Annotated in this window: 13 protein-coding genes; 5 read left to right on the top strand and 8 right to left on the bottom strand. The window is 44.6% G+C overall.

Annotation, left to right across the window (positions count from 1 at the left end):
• Positions 1–130 precede the first annotated feature (130 nt).
• Both AB6D93_RS08175 and AB6D93_RS08170 read right to left on the bottom strand, forming a co-directional pair.
• Positions 131–1381, bottom strand: coding sequence for a sensor domain-containing diguanylate cyclase (locus tag AB6D93_RS08175; RefSeq protein WP_102332095.1), 1251 nt, complete (start codon positions 1379–1381; stop codon positions 131–133).
• A 346-nt stretch (positions 1382–1727) separates the two neighbouring features.
• Positions 1728–2612 (bottom strand): LysR family transcriptional regulator, encoded by an 885-nt coding sequence (locus tag AB6D93_RS08170; RefSeq protein WP_102332094.1) that lies wholly within the window; start codon positions 2610–2612, stop codon positions 1728–1730.
• 214 nt (positions 2613–2826) lie between these two features.
• Between AB6D93_RS08170 and AB6D93_RS08165 the strand changes: the two genes are divergently transcribed.
• Positions 2827–3498, top strand: a complete 672-nt coding sequence (locus AB6D93_RS08165) for a type 1 glutamine amidotransferase domain-containing protein (protein ID WP_102332093.1) — start codon at positions 2827–2829, stop codon at positions 3496–3498.
• 159 nt (positions 3499–3657) lie between these two features.
• Here the strand turns inward: AB6D93_RS08165 and AB6D93_RS08160 are convergent, their stop codons facing one another.
• The 3 genes from AB6D93_RS08160 to AB6D93_RS08150 all read right to left on the bottom strand — a co-directional run bounded on the left by AB6D93_RS08160 (position 3658) and on the right by AB6D93_RS08150 (position 7984).
• The gene (locus AB6D93_RS08160) at positions 3658–4893 is read right to left on the bottom strand and encodes a cysteine desulfurase-like protein (RefSeq protein ID WP_102332092.1); all 1236 of its coding nucleotides are present in this window, start codon (positions 4891–4893) and stop codon (positions 3658–3660) included.
• On the bottom strand, positions 4877–5533 hold the full coding sequence (locus tag AB6D93_RS08155) for a 2OG-Fe dioxygenase family protein (RefSeq protein ID WP_102332091.1): 657 nt from the start codon (positions 5531–5533) through the stop codon (positions 4877–4879). The genes AB6D93_RS08160 and AB6D93_RS08155 overlap by 17 nt, the downstream gene beginning before the upstream one ends.
• A 783-nt stretch (positions 5534–6316) precedes the next feature.
• Positions 6317–7984 (bottom strand): diguanylate cyclase, encoded by a 1668-nt coding sequence (locus tag AB6D93_RS08150; RefSeq protein ID WP_102332090.1) that lies wholly within the window; start codon positions 7982–7984, stop codon positions 6317–6319.
• Between the two features lie 529 nt (positions 7985–8513).
• On the opposite strand from AB6D93_RS08150, the gene trxB reads away from it, so the two are divergent.
• The 4 genes from trxB (at position 8514) to azu (ending at position 13860) form a co-directional block, all read left to right on the top strand.
• Positions 8514–9473 (top strand): thioredoxin-disulfide reductase, encoded by a 960-nt coding sequence (trxB, locus tag AB6D93_RS08145; RefSeq protein WP_008223323.1) that lies wholly within the window; start codon positions 8514–8516, stop codon positions 9471–9473.
• A gap of 161 nt (positions 9474–9634) precedes the next feature.
• Positions 9635–11419 (top strand): heme ABC transporter permease/ATP-binding protein CydD, encoded by a 1785-nt coding sequence (gene cydD, locus AB6D93_RS08140; protein ID WP_102332089.1) that lies wholly within the window; start codon positions 9635–9637, stop codon positions 11417–11419.
• Complete coding sequence (gene cydC / locus AB6D93_RS08135) at positions 11412–13133, top strand: heme ABC transporter ATP-binding protein/permease CydC (protein WP_102332088.1); 1722 nt, start codon at positions 11412–11414, stop codon at positions 13131–13133. Before cydD ends, cydC begins: the two co-directional genes overlap by 8 nt.
• Before the next feature lie 274 nt (positions 13134–13407).
• Positions 13408–13860 (top strand): azurin, encoded by a 453-nt coding sequence (gene azu / locus AB6D93_RS08130; protein ID WP_017063577.1) that lies wholly within the window; start codon positions 13408–13410, stop codon positions 13858–13860.
• Positions 13861–13931: 71 nt separating this feature from the next.
• On the opposite strand, the gene AB6D93_RS08125 is transcribed toward azu, so the two are convergent.
• From AB6D93_RS08125 to AB6D93_RS08115, 3 genes are all read right to left on the bottom strand, one after another.
• Positions 13932–15815 carry a methyl-accepting chemotaxis protein gene (locus AB6D93_RS08125; protein ID WP_017070254.1) on the bottom strand — a complete coding sequence of 628 codons (1884 nt, stop codon included), beginning with the start codon at positions 15813–15815 and terminating at the stop codon, positions 13932–13934.
• 323 nt (positions 15816–16138) lie between these two features.
• Positions 16139–17710: a BCCT family transporter gene (locus AB6D93_RS08120; RefSeq protein WP_102332087.1), complete on the bottom strand. Its 1572-nt coding sequence runs from the start codon at positions 17708–17710 to the stop codon at positions 16139–16141.
• Between the two features lie 256 nt (positions 17711–17966).
• On the bottom strand, positions 17967–19565 hold the full coding sequence (locus AB6D93_RS08115) for a BCCT family transporter (RefSeq protein ID WP_102332086.1): 1599 nt from the start codon (positions 19563–19565) through the stop codon (positions 17967–17969).
• Positions 19566–19732: the final 167 nt, after the last annotated feature.

The raw sequence follows: 19732 nt of genomic DNA, 5'->3' as shown, positions 1-19732 counted from the left end.
TGTAGAACTTAAACGTTTCTTATAGTTAGAAGCGCTTAGTGAATAGCCAAAAAATAAAATGCCCTCAAGTGATGACTTGAGGGCATTTTTCGTTGTCGATCCTATTCGCTTTCGATGACGATTTTAGGCGTTAGAGCGCAACCACATCTCCGTCTACACAATTCTTGCCGTTGGCTTTCGCGCGATAGAGAGATTGATCGGTTAAATTCACGAGTGCATCAATCGTGACACCGTCTTCACAGGCTTGGCTATCACTGATTCCGATACTGACACTCGAATTAAATCGTAACTGTTCATCGATTCTGAATTCAACTTGATTGAACTGTTGGCGAATCTCTTCTGACACTTCGTGTGCTGTTTCAAGAGACGTGTTTGGGATAAATATAATGAACTCTTCGCCACCCCAACGGCCTGCGACTCCGCCGGCTTTCTCGGCACTGCGCTTGGTAATATTAGCCAAAGCACAAATGACCTCATCACCGACCATATGACCGTAAGTGTCATTAATCGACTTAAAATCATCGATATCTAGCAGCATACAAACAAGGTAGTTTTTAGAGGACATGTGCTCTCTCAACCACTCATAAATCGCTCTGCGGTTAAGTAAGTCGGTCATTTCATCGAAGTTCGCTTGGTGTACCAACTGCTTTTCCAGCATCACCTTTTGAGTCACATCTTCGAGCACAACCTGAACGGCTGGCTGACCTTTCCAAGTAATCGCATTGTCGTAAATATTGAAGAACCGATGAACGCCGTCAAAGCCAATGTTTTCAACCACGGTACTAGTACCTGACAACTCCCCTGATACGATCGCGTGATAGTGCTTGCTGATGCCATCGGCATTCTGTTTTGGTACCAGTTCAAGGATAGAGTCCAGCTCTAATACTTGCTCGATGGAAGCCGCGCCTTGCATGTTGACCCAAGATTGATTAACCATCAGCGGCTTGAAATCTCGGTGAACCAAGATGCCCTGCCCAGATTGCATGATCATGTCGTGATACATCTTATCTTGCTCAAGCACCGCATTTTGCAGCTGAATCGCAGGGGAAAGATCGATCACCGTGACTTGCAGTGCAGGTCTTCCCTGCCACTCCGTCACATGGTCGATAGAAAACACAGTGAACTCTCTGCCATTACGATCAATATTGGTATAGGTGTGAACCTGAGGGTCGCGTTGACCACTGACCGTTTCAAGGTAATTTTGATAAGCTAAAACATGGTAATCTTCTGAGATTAAATCTAGAAAGCTATCGATATTAGAAAGTAGTTCTTCGGGCGATTGGTATCCATAGATGCGAGCATAGTTAGCGTCAACACTCACTACATTCATATCTTGAATAGTTATTACACCGTACGTGGATTCGAAATTTATTGAAGACATTGCCAACTCCGCACTCTAGCTACACTTCATAAACTGGAGCATAACAACACATCCTGCCAACGCTTCCACAGAATCTATCACGCGTTAGGGACACTAATATGGTATCTAGTATATCGTACTGTTGCGAGCTTCTCTACAATTCAATTGCTAACACGAGTTAGTAAAAGTAGACAAGCATCTCAATCCCATTATTCGCGTCAAAAAACAGAAATAGATAACCTATACCAATGTAACCATTATCTTTTTCTACTTTTGGCCTTGAACTGATGAAAGAATCCGCTCCCAACCACTTCAAATCCTGTTCGCTATTCTTTTAAACCTGCGCACTATTCTTTAAACCTACGAACTATTCATTCCAATCAGAGAAATATGAGACTAAGAAGTCGATAGCTAACCGTGCTCTCTGTGGAAGAAAACGACGGTTCTGATAAACAATCCAACTGCTTGTGCCCGCTCCCCAATACTCTTCTAACACAGGGACGAGTTTTCCATTGCTAAGACTGCCATTGAAACTGCTTTTAGGAAGATAAACGATGCCAAGCCCCTCTTCACATGCTTTCAGTACTGCGCTCGAATTGTTACTGCGCCAGCGTCCATGTACTCGCACTGCATTTAACGGTTTGCCCTCTTTCTCAAATAGCCACTGATCACTGTTGGCGATAATGCAGCTGTGCATTTTTAACTGCTCTGGATGAGTGGGCGTACCAAATTGTTCTATGTAGTCTTTACTGGCTGCTGCCGCCATCGGGCGATCGACGAGCTTTCTTGCCACCAATCCTGAATCGTCCAATCGACCATAACGAATCGCGAAATCGATGCCATCTTCGATGAAGTTAACCATCTTGGTATTGAAATTCATTTCTATGGTGAGCTCAGGATGATCTTTGGCAAACTCCATCAGCGCCGCGGCAACATGGTTCTCTGCAAATGCGCCCGCCGCACTAACACGTAAAGTACCACTCAACTGAGTTTGTTGAGACGTAACTTGTTCATTGGCCTGTTGCAGTCCAATCACCAAGTCTTTGCACTGTTGGTAATAAGTATGTCCAGACTCAGTCAGGCTCACCATTCGTGTAGAGCGAGCAAGCAGTGCCACACCCACTCTCTCTTCTAGCCTTGAGACTTGGCGGCTTACATGACTGGTACTGCAACCCAGTTGTTTTGCTGCTGCAGAAAAGCCGTGACATTCGGCTACCGCAACAAATTCGTTAATCCCTTCAAAGCTATCCATACTTAATCTACTCGTATTTTATCTTTGCTATATAGCAACAATGTTTTGCCTGTTTAGCATATTATCACCTAATTGGTTTAGAACTAGTATTAGAAACAACAAGACGGCGATAGCTAAGTAACAACGCGATACCTAGCGCCTAACGAAAAGCTTCAGTGCTTAACGAAAAGCGTCAGCACCTAAATAAAAAAACAGCAGCTCAAAGGGACGAACCATGAAAAAAATACTAATTCCAGTGACTAACCACGCAACACTAGGCGATACAGATCAAGCGAATGGTACTTATGCGCCTGAACTGACTCATGCTCTCAAAGAGATCATTGCTGCGGGTTTTGAGTACGACATCGCTTCTATCAAGGGTGGTAAAGGCCCATTGTACGGAACCGATATTGAAGGGGATTCAGTAAACGCTGAGATCTTGGCTGATGATGACTTCCAAAACCGCATCAACAATACGATTCCTGTAAACCAAATTAATGCAGAAAGCTACGATGCTATCTTCTACCCAGGTGGTTTCGGTTTGCTTTCAGACCTAGCAACCAACGAGCAATTCGCTGCTATTGCGGCTAAGCATTACGAAGATGGTGGTGTGATTGCGTCAGTATGTCACGGCCCTGCGGCGCTGCTTCCGATTGTTCTGAGCAACGGTGAAAAATTACTAAGCTCTAAATCGGTGACTGGCTTTACTCGCGAAGAAGAGATCGACTTTGACACCATCAACGACATTCCATTCCTACTGGAAGAGTCTCTTGCTCGTAGCGCTGCGCGTTTCAACAAGGTTCAACCTTGGCAAGAACTTGTGATTGTTGATGAGCGAGTGATTACAGGCCAGAACCCAACCAGCGCACACGCTGTAGGTGCTGCTCTGGTTAAACAACTTTCTTAGTTAAATTAATCGCTTAGTTAAATCAATGGCTTAATAGAATAACTGCCGTTGAACAAACAAGCTCAGTCAAACAAAAAGAGCATACTTCCACCTCAATATTATTGAGAGAAGCATGCTCTTTTCTAATTCTGTAACCATCTAGGTGTTAGTTACTTCTTGCTAGTGACTTCGCAAGATCCCTTCAAGCACATTGAACAGCAAGTCGATCTCTTCAATCGAGTTGTAATGCATACAACCAATACGCACCACGCCCTGCTCTTCAATACCCAACTGCTTCACCAACCCTAATGCGTAGAAGTGTCCGTTCCAAACACAGATATTATGTTCACCCAACTTCTTGGCGATGAACTCTGGAGAATGGTTTTCAAAGGTAATCGCAAACGTTGGCGTTCTTAAATTCGAATCAAACTCGGTTTTCCCGTAAAGCGTTGCCCCTTCAAGGTCGGCCAAGCGTTTAAGGAAATACTCACTGAGTTGGCTTTCATGCTTATTATAAAGTGCGTAGCTTTGCTCTAAACGAGAACGTAATGAATCAGTTGGCTCACCAAACTGCGCCAAGTAATCCACCGCAGCAATCACACCGGCAAGGCCTTCGAAGCTTTGTGTGCCTGTCTCAAAACGGCCTGGGCCGATATTGGTTGCAGGCTCAACCTTGTAAGGCTTTAACGTGTGTAGCCATTGAGGCGCAACATAAGCAATGCCCACATGCGGGCCGAAGAACTTATACGCTGAACACGCTAAGAAATCACAATTCAGTTGCTGAACATCAATCAAATGATGCGGCGCGTAATGAACGGCATCGACATAAACCTGCGCACCATGTTGATGTGCTAGTTCGATCACTTTCGCCATATCAACAATGGAGCCCGTCGTGTTCGAAGCAAACGTCACCGCGACAAGCTTGGTTTTCTCGTTAAGCAGCGATTCAAAATGCGCCATATCCAAACTGCAATCCGACTCGTCTACACGAACTTGGCGAACAATCGCGCCTTTGTCGTCTGCCGCTTGCTGCCAGCTCGATACATTTGAGTAATGGTCTAACGCCGTGACGATAACTTCATCGCCCTCTTTCCAATCGCGGCTGATCGCTCGGCTAAGTTGGAAGGTCAGCGAGGTCATGTTCGCACCGAACACAACGTTGCCAGAAGACTCAGCATTGAGTAGCGCTTGTGCCGCTTCTCTCGCTTGCTGCATTAAACCTGTGGTCTTCTGGCTAGAAAAATAGTGCCCACCTAGGTTTGAATTGAAATGCCCAAGGTATTCCGTCATTGAAGCTAAAACATTCTCAGGCACCTGAGACCCACCCGGACCATCAAAAAAGGTCACAGGCTTGCCGTTATGATATTGGCCTAACGCGCTAAACTGTTGGCGCACATCATTAAGAGTGAAGGACATTGCGCGCATCCTTAGCCGTTAATACAAACACATCCATGTAGCCCATCTCGCCGTGGTCTATGGTACGAATCGGTTGTGCATTGTGCCAAAGCTTACTGTCTGCCAGCATCGCAACCTCGCCATCGCCTAACACTTTTCTAAAGAATGGCGCTTCATGTGAGTCTTGATACAGCATGATCTCGCCACCCACAATGTTATGACGGTTAACACCAATTAAAGCGATGTGGTCGAAGCCATCTTGGTGAACACCTTCTGGCGCAACCTGTGTCTCTTCAAAAATGGCAGCGATGCGGATTTGGTGGATTTCGATTTCTTGCCCGTCTTCAAGCCCATTGGTTTCAATGAACAACTCACACATCTCTTGCATGCCTTCGCTGCTTAAGATTGGTGCTTCAATTGGTTCGAATTGGCGAACAACGTCACCTTGAAAGTGATTAATGTCTTCAGACTGAACAAAGTTATGTTTGTCTAGCTCTACGACTTGTCCATTACTGAATTGAACCACCGAGTATCTTCTTAATCGAAACTGGCCATCCGCATGCTCTGTGCTTGGTAACTTAGAGAATGAAGGTGACAACTCCTCAACCGCGTGGTTACTGAGGTGGGTAATATGTAGGGTATTTTCGTGAGCATGTAACATCATCGACTCCTTAATGATTGTTAATTTACTTTCGATATTTAACGTTTTATTTACATAAAGGATACTTGAAGATCTTGTCAAATCAACATTAAACAATCATTTATCCCGTCAGATTTAATAATTCAGACACTAAATCCAACTTGAAAATCAAAAGCAGTGTATAACACCAGAATAAAAGATGACCAACTCTTAAAACTAGCACACTCCACTAGCCAGTTATAAATCCCTGAAAATTTAAATTTAACGATATTATTAACTGGCAAACCATGTTCCATATTGTGTCAGCCCTTTTGCTTCAATACGCCAGCCTCCTTGCATGAGCTCAGGCATCACTCTCGCCATCATTCATTTCTATGCTTTTGCACAGCAAAATACGACCTACCTATCAGTTGCCAAGCTATTGATTATTTACACAACAAACTGAAATTGGTTAATTTATGACTAAGCCAGAAACCAAACGCCTTTGCTTGCGCGTCTGGAACAGGTCGAGTTCGGGGGGAACTCGACCGCCCTCAAATAGAGTGCTTTCTAATAAAACCTACAATTATAAATGATGCGTTTATTTGGAATATGATGGTCTGCCTTTATGTCCTAACTTAGAATTCGTTAAAAATAGGCGACTATAAAGATTGGGAATGTTCTACACAAAACAGATGAGAGGGTAAGCAAGCTTGAAAGGTTGGTTGCTAAAAGAGCCACCTTTGGTGACATTTACACCAAAAGTCAAAACGAAAATAAGTTAACTAGACTTAAAACGATTCACTTAGAAAATAGGGAATTTAGCTAACACTCAATTTCACTGGACTGATTTTTAAAACCGTTCTTCGAGCGCTTCTGCTGGTACATTCGCTGGTCAGCTAAGCTCAAACACTCAGAAAAATTGACACATTCAAAACTAGATGCGCTTCCAAAACTGAGGCCAGACTGAGGCCAATCAGCACTGCGAATTTGCTCTTCCACCTGAGTCACTCTAAGCTCAATCTGAGAATAGAGAGCCTCAACTTGTTTCTCTTTATCCACTTTCAACAACCAGATAAATTCGTCGCCACCAGCTCGATAAACCATTCCAAGGTCTGTAAATTTTTCTCGCATCATGCGGCTGGTGTATTCTAAAAAGCGATCCCCTTCATCATGACCATAAGTATCATTAATCGATTTAAGGCCATCACAATCGATGAAGACGATACAATAGGAATGATGTACTAATTGTTTACTCGCATCATTAAAATCCAGCCGGTTTCCAAGCCCCGTTAAACTATCCACCCTCGACTGGATATAGGTTTTCTGATGTTGATGTTGTTGAATCCGCAACCATTCAATCAGTGACAATAAAATGCAGGTACAATCTATTGCTAATGCAACAACAACGATGACTTCTGTCGATCTCTGAGTCGGCAATGGTGCAAAATGCGCAAAAATGTAATATACCAAAGCCGTGCCATAACAAAGACCACCGATCAAATAATATTTAGCGACAAAGTTTCGTTGATAAACCATCAATACGCCAGTCACTATCATTGTCGGCACCCAGATTGCCGCAATTAAATGGGACATAACAAAAGTCAACGAAAACGGGGCAAAGACATTAATAAACCCGATAATGACACACAGCCAACTAAAGGCCTGAAAGGTAAGATTAATACGAATAAAATGCTGCGGAAATCCAAACAATAATCTTGTGTAATAGCAAGAAAAAGCAACCGCAAACGGAAACAATACCATTCCAAAATAAACTGGGTTCCAGCTTTGGCTTGATAATAAGTACCCCCAAGCGCCTGAAGCGGCGAACCATCCCAGGCCATGTAGCCCAACATAACCAGCACAAGCCAGTGTGACTGGATGTTTAGTTTGAAAGTAACAAAAAAGAGCGAAAACTCCCAACGTTAGCATGACAGTAATAGAAGCTAATGTGAGCGTATTGTTGCGGAAAACGTGAATATAAAATGGATATTCAGGTTGAAGAGTGAAGTTAACTGCCTTTGGAAATTTCTTTGCTTCCAAGTAGAGCCAAAGTGTTCCAGATTCCTCCGCATTCAATATTAACGGGAAGCTTTGCCTATGCAGATGCAAGATACTCTTGTTACTTAATTGGCCAAAATCAAGTATTCGCCTTACTTGACCATTTGTTGATTGCCAGTACCCCCAACCTTGATCCAAATAGTTTGCACGGAGTGTAACTATTTGTTGTGACGACTTGATATCGGAGTTGGCCAAATCAACTCTCAACCCAAACGCCCCTTCACCACCAAATATCGTTTCAATCCTTGGAGAGGATTCAATGTGTTTTTTTAATATGGGAAAATCGACTGGATCAGATAACAAAGGCATTTCATACCATCTTACAGCTTCATTAGCTAACACAGATTGTTCCCCGCTGACCTGCAGCGGAGAAGCAAAAACCGAATTCAGGCACACAATAAACACATTGATAAAAAGGATTAGAATCTGCATAGAGTTCAAATGATTCCGCGCAATATATAAATATCAATAATAACACATACAAAAAAATAACAACTGAGAAACACTCAACAGTTCAAGTATTAACCAACATTACACCTGTTTGTAATCATGCCGTTCATACTAAAAGTGCGTCTTGTGGTCGCTTATCTGCACGCTAATTTTGATGAATTCTTGCAGCGTCTTTTAACGCAAACTTTTTAAAATAAAACATAGGATTCAGGTTCTCTTGTTTTTCTACTCATCAATGTATACGCAAAAAAGTAAATACTGCTATAGAAACACCATGATCAAGAAGGCCCTAAAAGTGAGCAATATGCATAGCTGTTTGCAAGAGCACTTTCCTTGACTTATCGCTATTGATCTAAGACACAGGATTACAAGATCATCATTTAGTTCGGTTATGTTCTAACGTATAACGATTAATTACACTTCAGCCCTTGTTTAACCTTTTATTGCCTCCATATTTTCCATACAATCCTAAGCGATTATAAATAAAAACAATTTCAATTTCGGAGTCCTCATGAGCGACGTAAAGCACTGTAATTTATTGATTCTTGGTTCTGGCCCTGCTGGCTATACAGCTGCAGTTTACGCTGCTCGTGCAAACCTAAACCCAGTACTTGTTACGGGTATGCAGCAAGGTGGTCAGCTTACAACCACAACAGAAGTGGAAAACTGGCCGGGTGATGCTGAAGGTTTAACGGGTCCAGCTCTAATGGATCGCATGAAAGAGCACGCAGAGCGCTTTGAAACAGAGATCCTGTTCGACCACATTAACGAAGTCGACCTTTCTAACCGCCCTTTCCGTCTTAAAGGCGATTCTGGCGAGTACACGTGTGATGCATTGATCATCTCAACAGGCGCATCGGCTAAGTACCTAGGTTTAGAGTCTGAAGAAGCATTCAAAGGCCGCGGCGTTTCTGCTTGTGCAACGTGTGATGGTTTCTTCTACCGCAACCAGAAAGTTGCAGTTGTGGGTGGTGGTAACACGGCTGTTGAAGAAGCACTTTACCTATCTAACATCGCGTCTGAAGTTCACCTGATTCACCGTCGTGACACGTTCCGCGCTGAAAAGATTCTAGTGAAGCGTTTAATGGACAAAGTAGAGAACGGCAACATTGTTCTTCACACTGACCGCACGCTAGACGAAGTTCTAGGCGACGACATGGGCGTGACTGGCGTTCGTATTAAAGATACTCAGTCTGATAAGACAGAAGATATCGACGTAATGGGCGCGTTCATCGCTATTGGTCACCAGCCGAACACTGAAATCTTCAAAGGCCAAGTAGATATGAAAGATGACTACATCATCGTTCAGTCAGGTCTTGAAGGTAACGCGACACAAACAAGCATCCCAGGCGTATTCGCTGCGGGTGATGTTATGGACCACAACTACCGCCAAGCGATCACTTCTGCTGGTACAGGTTGTATGGCTGCACTGGATGCTGAACGCTTCCTAGATGGCCTTAACGATAAGTAAATCTGAGATTGCAGATTTGATTATCGGTGCTCTCGCCTCAGTAGATGCAGGGCGTCATCACATTTTGTTGTAAATCCCTAAAGCCCAGTGGTATATCCACTGGGCTTTCTTTTGTATACTACCCGCCCTCAACAAATAATAATTATCATTAAGCCTTCATAATGGATAAGAAAAAACAACGCAGCTTGAACAAGTGGCTTAAGCAACAGAGTAAGTTAGCGAAACGCTGGCTTATGATTGCGATTAGCCTTGGCGTACTTTCAAGCGTGTTCTTAATTGCTCAAGCAGCTCTTCTCGCCTCTATTCTTCACCAGCTGATCATCGAGAATGTCGATAAATCTGAACTGGTTGGTCATTTCGCAGGCTTGGCATTATCGGTCGTTGGCCGTGCTGGCTGTACATGGGGACGTGAAATCGCAGGTTATCGCTGTGGTGAACAGATCCGTGTTTATATAAGGCAACTCATCCTTGATAAGTTACGTGAGTTAGGCCCAGCTTACATTAAAGGCAAACCTGCCGGTACGTGGGCAACGCTGTTGCTAGAACAAGTAGAAGACATGCAAGACTTCTTCTCTCGTTACTTACCTCAGATGTCTTTATCGGTAATGATTCCATTCATTATTTTGGTTGTGGTGTTCCCAGTGAACTGGGCAGCAGGACTGATCTTCTTGATTACTGCTCCACTGGTACCGATGTTCATGGCACTTGTGGGTATGAAAGCGGCCGATGCAAACCGTAAAAACTTCAAAGCGCTGCAGCGTCTTTCTGGTCACTTTTACGACCGTTTGCAGTCCATGACGACTATTCGTCTATTTGACCGCACCAACGCTGAAACAGAAGTATTGAAAGGTGCATCTGAAGTGTTCAGAACGCGCACCATGGATGTGTTGAAAATCGCTTTCTTGTCTTCTGCGGTACTTGAGTTCTTCACGTCGATCTCTATCGCGATGACGGCGGTTTACTTTGGTTTCACCTACATCGGTGAGCTGAACTTCGGCCACTACGGTGCAGGCATTACGCTATTCGCAGGTTTGTTTATCCTTATCTTAGCGCCAGAGTTTTACCAACCTCTGCGTGACTTAGGTACTTTCTACCACGCGAAGCAACAAGCGGTTGGCGCAGCGGAAAGTATTGTCGAGTTCCTAGAAACAGACATCACTAAAGTTAAATCAGGCGACACTCAGTTAGACCCGGCTCAAGGCATCAATATTGAAGCTCAAGATCTGAAAGTATTGAGCCCTGAAGGTGTTCAACTGGTTGGTCCTATCTCGTTCGCACTTAACACTCGCCAATCGACTGCGTTAGTTGGCCCAAGCGGTGCGGGTAAAACAAGTTTGATCAACGCCATCCTTGGTTTCATGCCTTATGAAGGAAGCTTGAAAATCAATGGCGTTGAGTTGCGTGATTTAGACTTGGCACCTTGGCGTAAGACGATCAGCTGGGTTGGTCAAAACCCACTGTTGCTTCACGGCAGCATTCGTGACAACGTCACTCTAGGTAAGCAAGATATTACCGATCAAACAGTTCAAAACGCACTAGAGCAATCTTTTGCTAACGAATTTGTAACCGAGCACGGCTTGGATTACATGATTTCTGACCGTTCTGGTGGCCTATCTGTTGGTCAATCTCAGCGTTTGGCTTTGGCTCGCGCAATGATTCAAGACGGCCAATTCTGGTTGTTAGATGAACCTACTGCCAGCCTAGATACTCGCAGTGAGCAGTTAGTGATGAAAGGCATTAATAGCAACATCGAAAGTCGCACTGCCCTGCTTGTGACGCACCAACTTGCTCCTCTTCAATCGGTCGATAACATTCTGGTTATGCGCGATGGTGGTCTTGTGGAACAAGGTCATTACTCTCAGCTTTCGACTGCGGGTGGTTTATTCGAAGAGATGCTGAACGCGAACTTAGCTCAACAAGACAATAAGGGTAATTTAGATGCGTGATTTACTGCCTTACCTGAAACTCTATAAAAAGCATTGGTTTGGCCTATCGCTAGGCATGCTATTGGCTTTTGCTACTCTGTCGGCTTCTATCGGCTTGTTAACGCTATCGGGTTGGTTCATTTCAGCTTCTGCGGTTGCTGGCCTTACGATTGCGCGTGAAACCTTCAACTACATGCTGCCGGGTGGTGGTGTACGTGGTTTGGCAATGAGCCGTACTGCGGGTCGTTGGGGTGAACGTGTTGTGAGCCACAATGCGACATTCAAACTACTGACTGATCTGCGTATCTTCTTCTTTAAGAAGCTGGCTCCGCTGATCCCAGGTCGTATTTCAAACCTTCGTGATGCTGACCTACTGAACCGTTTGGTTGCTGATGTCGATGCAATGGACCACGTTTACTTGCGCTTAGTAAGCCCAGTGACGGTGGGTGTGTTTGGGATCTTCTTCCTGACTCTGTTCTTGATGTGGTTTGATAGCTCACTAGGTTTAATCTTAGGTTCTATCCTTCTTGTCATGCTGTTGGTTTGGCCAATCTTGTTCTACAAGCTGGGTAAACGTAACGGCGGTGAACTGACACAAAACAAAGCGGATCTTCGTGTTACCACTCTGGATTGGATTGAAGGCTACAGCGAGCTAACTCTGTTCGGTGCTGAGGAGCGTTACCGTAATGCGATTCTAGAAACGCAACGCAAGCTGATGGCGAACCAGTTTGTGAACGCTAACCTAACCGGTATGGCTTCAGCAGCGCTCATGCTGTTCAACGGTTTGACGCTGGTTCTGATGCTTTGGCTTGCGGCTGACGGTGTAGGTGGTAATGCACCAGACCCGTTCATCGCGCTAATGGCATTCGCAACTATGGCAAGCTTCGAGCTATTAATGCCAATTGCAGGTGCGTTCCAGCATTTAGGTCAAACTCTGTCTTCTGCTCGTCGCTTGAACGAAGTGATTCTGTCAGAACCTGAAGTTCAGTTTGCTGAAGAGAAGCTCGACATCAACAAGCCACTGGATATTACGTTCTCAAACGTGACGTTCAACTACCCTGACTCTGAGCGCAGTGTTCTGAACGCTGTCGACCTAACGATTCCTGCAACGCACAAGGTTGCGATTGTGGGCCAAACAGGTTCTGGTAAATCGACTCTGATTCAGCTTCTGACTCGCTACTGGGATCCTAAAAAGGGCTACATATCAATCGCGGGCATTGAACTGACGCAGTGGAATGAATCACAGCTTCGTGAATCAATCAGTGTGGTAAGCCAGCGTGTCGACATTCTAAATGGTACTTTGCGCGACAACTTGTTGATTGCAAGACCAGAAGCGACCGATGATCACTTAGCGAACATCCTAAAAGACGTTGGCCTAGAAAAGCTGCTTGAGAATAATGCACTTGATAGCTGGTTAGGTGACGGTGGTCGTCAACTGTCTGGTGGTGAGAAGCGCCGTATTGGTATCGCACGTGCGATTCTTCATGATGCCCCTATCCTGCTTCTAGATGAGCCGACAGAAGGCTTAGATAAGCAAACTGAGCAGAGCATCATGGCGCTGTTCGAGAAACACTTCGAAGGCAAGACGGTTATCTTCATTACGCACCGTTTGATTGGTCTGGAAGCGATGGATTCTATCGTTCTGATTGAACAAGGCGAGATTGTTGAAAACGGCTCTCATGAGAAACTGTTAAGCGAAGAAGGACGTTATTTCCAACTTCGTCAGGCAATCTAGCTTCCCCTTAAGCTATCAAGAAAACTATTCAAGGCCCGAGTTTATGCTCGGGCTTTTTGTTGTCTGCGATTCTAGTCTCGAGCAACCATTCCCCCCTAAACGGTTGTTCATGCGCTGATTAGTTTTGCCCTTTCCTACAAAAACTTACCATTTACAAAGCAACGAGTTGCACACAATTCAAGTCGTAGCACATTACTATGATCATCTTTCTAGGATAATACGTATCAATCAACCTCATGGAATAACCTCCCCCTAAAATAATGGAGAACAGTGTATGTCTTTACGATTAATCGCAACAACGATAGCGCTTGTAGGTGCTAGCTTTACCGCTCAAGCGAGCTCGGAATGTGAAGTATCGATTGATGCTAGTGATCAAATGAAATTTTCAACTGACACATTAAGCGTTCCAGCGAGCTGTAAAGAAGTGAAGCTGACGCTAAACCATACTGGTTCTATGCCAGCCCAATCAATGGGTCACAACGTCGTTATAACAGACACTGCGTCGCTACAAGCAGTAGGCATCGATGGTATGTCGGCAGGTATCGACAATAACTACGTAAAACCTGACGACAGCCGCGTTTACGCCTTCACTCGTGTTATCGGTGGTGGCGAGTCAACCTCAATCACTTTCAGCACAGAGAAAATGACAGCCGGTGGCGACTACTCTTTCCTATGTTCATTCCCGGGCCACTGGGCAATCATGAAGGGCAAGTTTGAGTTTAAATAACTCGTTAGTCTAGATTGTACAGATACATCAAAGCCCCAACCTAAGTCGGGGCTTTATTATATTGGCTTCGATTACAGCTTGAAGCGGCTGATTTCGCTTTCTAGCTCGTGAGACAGTTCAGAAAGCTGCGCAGCTTGCTCTGCAGCTTGGTGTGCTTCGTCTGCTAGCTCGTTAGATACGTCACGGATTCCTTCAGTGTTACGAGTGATCTCAGACGTTACTGACGCTTGCTCTTCTGCAGCAGAAGCAATCTGTGTTGCCATGTCACTGATGCGTTCAACAGCAGCATGGATTTGCGTTAGGCTTGCAGCCGCTGAGTTCGCGTCATCAACACTGGTTTCAGCAAGTGTACGGCTATCGTTCATGATGTTAACCGCTTTGCCTGTTGTACCTTGCAGCAACTCAATCGTTTGTTGAATTTCTTGCGTTGAACCGTGTGTACGTTGGCTCAGAACTCGAACTTCATCCGCTACTACTGCGAAACCACGACCTTGCTCACCGGCACGTGCTGCTTCAATAGCGGCGTTAAGTGCAAGTAGGTTCGTTTGTTCTGCAATACCTTGAATGTTAGACAAGATAGCGTTGATGCTGTTGCCGTGCTCTTCAAGCTCGAGAATCACGTTAGTTGCGATTTGAACTTCTTGAGCAAGGTTTTGGATAGAGCTTTGAGTCTGTGTCACTTGACCAGTACCGTGCTCACACGCGCCAACCGCTTCAGATGAGTTCTGTGCAGTGTGGTCTGCGTTACCTGCGATCTCTTGTGTTGCTGCAGCCATTTCATTAACGGCTGTTGCTACCATGTTGATCTCGTCTTGTTGCATTTGGATACGAGCACTACGTTCTTCAGCTTGAGAAGCCGTTTGACGTGCTTGGTTGCCTAGCGCAGCAGATACTTCGCTTAGCTTGATCACCATGGTGTGCATGTTACCCACAAAGCGGTTGAAGTTTGCTGCAAGCTGACCAATTTCGTCGTCGCTCTTAGGCTCAAGGCGTTGAGTAAGATCGCCCTCACCTGAAGCAATTTCTTCAAGTGCTGCTGAAACGCGGTTTAGGTCGCGGAATAGGAAGCTTACTAACCAAGACACGAGTACGATTACGATGAGCGTAATAACGACAGCAGTGATGATCAGCTGAGTAAGTAGCGTTGAGTGGTTCGCTTCTTCTGTTGCTTTGTCCATCTGAACCGCGAAGATCCAGTTAGTGTTAGGCACCTTCGTGAAGTAAAGCAGCTTGTCTGCGCCGCGCTCTTTGATGATCTCGATGCTACCCGTACGCACTGCGTTTTCGATGATAGGCATAGAGATATCGTTTGAAAGCTGGCTTACCGGCTTCAAGCTTAGTGCTGAATCTGGGTGTGCTAGAAATGTGCCGTCAGAGGCATCAATTAGCATTGCGTAAGCGTTGTCACCAACATCAAGGCTGATTACATCGTTAACCAACTGGTCGATCAGTACGTCTGCACCAACAACACCAACAAGTTGGCCATTGTGGCGAACAGGTTCTGCGATCGTTACTAGAAGTGCTTTGGTGATTGCATCTTGGTAAGCCGTAGTAATGATTTGCTTACCTGCAGCGTTTGCTTCTTGGTACCAAGGACGTTGACGAGGATCGTAATCTGCACGATTACGTTCAGGATGTGAACGGTACATTCCACCTTCTGGAGTACCTAAAAAGATATCGTCAAAGCCACCCGCTACACGAGCTTGTCTAAGGAAAGGAACAACATCATCCTCTCGTGAAAAGTCATTAAATGCTGATGCGATATCAGTACGGATATCAATCCAGTTTTTAATACCTTCAGATGCTGCTTCAGATACGCTTTCAGCTCGTAGGTATACGCCATTACGAGTCTGTTCAAATAATTGGTTTGCTGACAACCAAGTCAACGCTGTAGCCATAACGACAACAGCAGATAGGCTAGCGCCTATCAACTTCTGCTTTAGTGTTAGTTTCATGTCAAAGTTTCACGAGTGGTGGGAAATCTCGCGCATACTACCCAATATTAGTATTAAATTCGAGCGATTTCACAATTTAATATTGGAATATAATTTTAAGCAAACCATAAGCTTAAGTAATGTCAAATCCTTGGCTTATCGCCAAATTTAAGGCGATGTTGTCTCTACGGTTATTAACATTTTTATCGCACTTCACATGCTTAAAAGAGACAAGAAAACACGGTAAAGAGGAAACAAAAAAGGCAGAAGAGTTTCCTCTTCTGCCTTCATATTGTTTACCGTTCTACTGCGTATAAATTGCAGTAGATTTCAGCTTAAAAAGCCTAGCGTTTTTCTGTACGCATACCCATTAGCAAGCTCACACACATCAGTAATAGAATGATGGTAAATGGTAATGCCGTCGAGATTGCACCCGCTTGTAGAGCTTGTACTGCTTCAGTACCACCAACCCACAATAGAGCCACAGCAATCGCACCTTCAAGGAACGCCCAGAACACACGTTGAGGCACAGGCGTATCAACTTTACCACCCGCGGTGATGCTGTCGATTACTAGAGAGCCTGAGTCAGACGATGTAATGAAGAATACTAGAACCAATACAACCGCAATGATTGAAAGCAGAGTCCCGAACGGCAGTGCATCAAACATTTGGAACATTGCTAGTGATACATCTGTTAGGCCGTCTTGACCAAGAATACCAACGTTATTCACGATTTGGTCAATCGCCATGCCACCGAATACTGACATCCAAATGATAGTCACTGTAGTCGGTACAATCAGTACTGCTGTGATGAACTCACGAACGGTACGACCTTTAGAAACACGTGCGATAAACATACCTACGAATGGAGACCATGAGATCCACCAAGCCCAGTAGAATACAGTCCAACCGTGCATCCACGTTTCATCTTCACGACCGTGAGGGTTACTCAACGGAATGATGTTTTCAATGTATGCCATCAATGTCGTTGGGATAGAACCTAAAGTCACCGCGTAGCCGATTAGAGCCACTAAGATAAGCAGTAGGAAAGCCACCAACATGTTGATGTTACTGATAACTTTAACGCCACCATCAATACCACGAAGTACTGATACTACCGCCAATAAAGTCACCGCTGTAATCACAATAACTTGCAGACCTAAGCCCGCTTCAATGCCGAATACATGCTGAATACCACTTGCCGCTTGTTGTGCACCAAGACCTAACGATGTCGCCAGACCAAATAGCGTTGCAAGTACAGCAAGAATATCAACAATGTGACCTGCCCAGCCCCAAGCTCTATCACCTAAAATTGGGTAAAAGATAGAACGAATCGAAAGCGGCAATCCCTTGTTGTAAGAGAAGAATGCTAACGAAAGAGCAACCACGCCATAAATAGCCCAAGGGTGCAGCCCCCAGTGATACATGGTTGCGCCCAGCGCCAGTTTTGCCGCCTCTGGTGTGTTCGGCTCTACGCCAAGTGGCGTCTCAAACCAACCAGTGTAGTAAGCCGCTGGCTCTGCCACACTCCAGAACATCAATCCGATACCCATACCTGCTGCGAACAACATGGATAACCAAGACATGAACGAGTAATCTGCCGTTGCATCAACACCACCAAGGCGGATTTTACCAAACGGAGAAACGATCAAGCCTAAGCAGAAGATTACAAAAATATTGCCTGACCAGATGAACAGCCAATCGAATGAATTGATGATTTGCCCTTTAACGCCATCCAGTGCGGCCTTCGCTGATGCAGTATCAGTAACCAGAACACCAATCAAAAACAGAGCAATCAAACCTGCACTAATGCCAAATACTGGGTTATGTACGTCGAAACCCCATTTTTGGACGTTATCCTGACCAACAGTGTAATCGGTACTGTCGATACTGTATTTATCTATACCTTTAGTCATTATCCCTCTCTACGGAATACTACTAATATCCCTTACTTACCTGTGACCTAATCACAAACTCGAACCTACAATCCAAGTAGCACAAGCTGTTGTCACATTAATTCAAATACTTGGATGTCTGAAGTTTAGCAGGTTAACTTATTGTTTTCAGTAAACCTGAAGCGGTTCGTTTGGTTTTCATCCAATATTCACGTAAATACTCAAATTAATGTTGAAAAAAAATCCGAACATGTCGGCCTTTAATTCAATATTACTTTCAACTCAAAGCATTTCGGTGTTTAACCAATTGATTTTCAGTTCGTAAACCTAACAATAAGCTTAGGCACATAAGCAATAATATGAACGCAAATGGTAGCGCCATTGATACCGTTCCAGCTTGCAGTGCTTGAATGGATTCCGTACCGCCAACCCACAATAGAACGGCTGCAATCGCACCGCCCATCAACGCCCAAAATACACGTTGAGGAACAGGGGCATCAACTTTACCGCCAGAAGTAATGCTGTCGATAACTAATGAGCCTGAATCTGACGAGGTGATGAAGAACACCATAATCAAACCAATCGATACTACAGAAAGCATAGAACTCATTGGTAGCGCATCATAAGTGTGGAATAGAGAAAGCGTAATATCTTGCAAACCATTCACGCCTATCTCACCCACCTTGTTCGCCACTTGATCAATCGCGATACCACCGAAAATAGCCATCCAGATGATGATTACTGTCGTTGGGATGAACAATACAGCGACGATGAATTCACGAATAGTACGACCTTTAGAGATACGAGCGATGAACATACCAACGAATGGTGACCAAGACATCCACCAAGCCCAGTAGAATACCGTCCAGCCTTGCATCCAAGTTTCATCATCACGACCATGAGGATTACTTAGAGGAATAAAGTTTTCAATGTAGCCCATTAGTGCGGTTGGGATTGCTTTAATACCCGCCATACCACCAGCAATCGTCACAAAGATAAGTAAACCCAAAGCAACCAACATATTGATGTTACTCAGAACCTTTACACCACCGTTAATGCCGCGAATGACTGACATTGTTGCTAAGAAAGTAACCACTGCGATAACAACTAGCTGCATGCCAATACCACCGTCGGTACCAAACACATGGTTAATACCACTGGTCGCTTGTTGTGCGCCTAGGCCCAATGATGTTGCAAGGCCAAATAGCGTTGCCAATACCGCCACGATATCAACAATATGACCAAACCAACCCCAAGTTCTATCACCCAATAGTGGGTAAAAGATTGAGCGAATTGAAAGCGGTAAGCCTTTATTGAAGGTGAAGAAAGCGAGGGCTAGAGCAACAACAGCGTAAATCGACCAACCGTGAAGACCCCAGTTGTAGATGGTTGCACCTAATGCCAACTTAGCCGCTTCAGGAGAATAAGCTTCAACACCGAGCGGTGTTTCATACCAACCTGTGAAGTAAGCGACGGGTTCAGCTACACCCCAGAACATCAGGCCAATACCCATTCCTGCGGCGAATAACATCGACATCCAAGACAGGTTAGAGTGCTCTGCTTTGGCATCATTGCCACCAATACGTATCTTGCCATACGGGGAGACAATGAGGGCAAAACAGAAGATAACGAAGATGTTAGCTGCCCACATGAAGAAACCATCGAAGTTACCGATGACTTTCCATTTGATTCCATCCAGTGCCGCTTTTGCGGTTTCTGGATCTGCGACTAGAAGTGCAACCAAGAAGACAATGATCGCTCCTGCACTGATTCCAAATACTGGGTTATGAACATCAAAACCCCATTTCTGAACGTTATCTTGTCCTACTGTATAATCGGTATTTTCAATACTATACCTATCTTTTACAGGCTCCATGCTTCCTCTCTAATTGGTAGCGCACAGTTTGCAACATTGCATTCTGCACCTAAATTTCGAAAAGAAGAATATCAATCTGTCGCAAAAATACTAAAAAAACCTCCAAAAAGCAGGGCTGAATTACACATTTAGTAATTAAATTACACATTTAGTGTCATTTAGCGTAC

Origin of the sequence: Vibrio sp. 10N.247.310.23 (assembly GCF_041467155.1) — a bacterium.
GTDB lineage: Bacteria > Pseudomonadota > Gammaproteobacteria > Enterobacterales > Vibrionaceae > Vibrio > Vibrio crassostreae_C.
The sequence above is the reverse complement of the archived record's forward strand: the minus strand, read 5'-3'. Positions and strand labels throughout refer to the sequence as shown.

Bases quoted from the DNA above. Each gene is read 5' to 3' on its own strand.
- AB6D93_RS08175 (WP_102332095.1), bottom strand. From the start codon at position 1,381: ATGTCTTCAATAAATTTCGAATCCACGTACGGTGTAATAACTATTCAA.
- AB6D93_RS08170 (WP_102332094.1), bottom strand. From the start codon at position 2,612: ATGGATAGCTTTGAAGGGATTAACGAATTTGTTGCGGTAGCCGAATGT.
- AB6D93_RS08165 (WP_102332093.1), top strand. From the start codon at position 2,827: ATGAAAAAAATACTAATTCCAGTGACTAACCACGCAACACTAGGCGAT.
- AB6D93_RS08160 (WP_102332092.1), bottom strand. From the start codon at position 4,893: ATGTCCTTCACTCTTAATGATGTGCGCCAACAGTTTAGCGCGTTAGGC.
- AB6D93_RS08155 (WP_102332091.1), bottom strand. From the start codon at position 5,533: ATGTTACATGCTCACGAAAATACCCTACATATTACCCACCTCAGTAAC.
- AB6D93_RS08150 (WP_102332090.1), bottom strand. From the start codon at position 7,984: ATGCAGATTCTAATCCTTTTTATCAATGTGTTTATTGTGTGCCTGAAT.
- trxB (WP_008223323.1), top strand. From the start codon at position 8,514: ATGAGCGACGTAAAGCACTGTAATTTATTGATTCTTGGTTCTGGCCCT.
- cydD (WP_102332089.1), top strand. From the start codon at position 9,635: ATGGATAAGAAAAAACAACGCAGCTTGAACAAGTGGCTTAAGCAACAG.
- cydC (WP_102332088.1), top strand. From the start codon at position 11,412: ATGCGTGATTTACTGCCTTACCTGAAACTCTATAAAAAGCATTGGTTT.
- azu (WP_017063577.1), top strand. From the start codon at position 13,408: ATGTCTTTACGATTAATCGCAACAACGATAGCGCTTGTAGGTGCTAGC.
- AB6D93_RS08125 (WP_017070254.1), bottom strand. From the start codon at position 15,815: ATGAAACTAACACTAAAGCAGAAGTTGATAGGCGCTAGCCTATCTGCT.
- AB6D93_RS08120 (WP_102332087.1), bottom strand. From the start codon at position 17,710: ATGACTAAAGGTATAGATAAATACAGTATCGACAGTACCGATTACACT.
- AB6D93_RS08115 (WP_102332086.1), bottom strand. From the start codon at position 19,565: ATGGAGCCTGTAAAAGATAGGTATAGTATTGAAAATACCGATTATACA.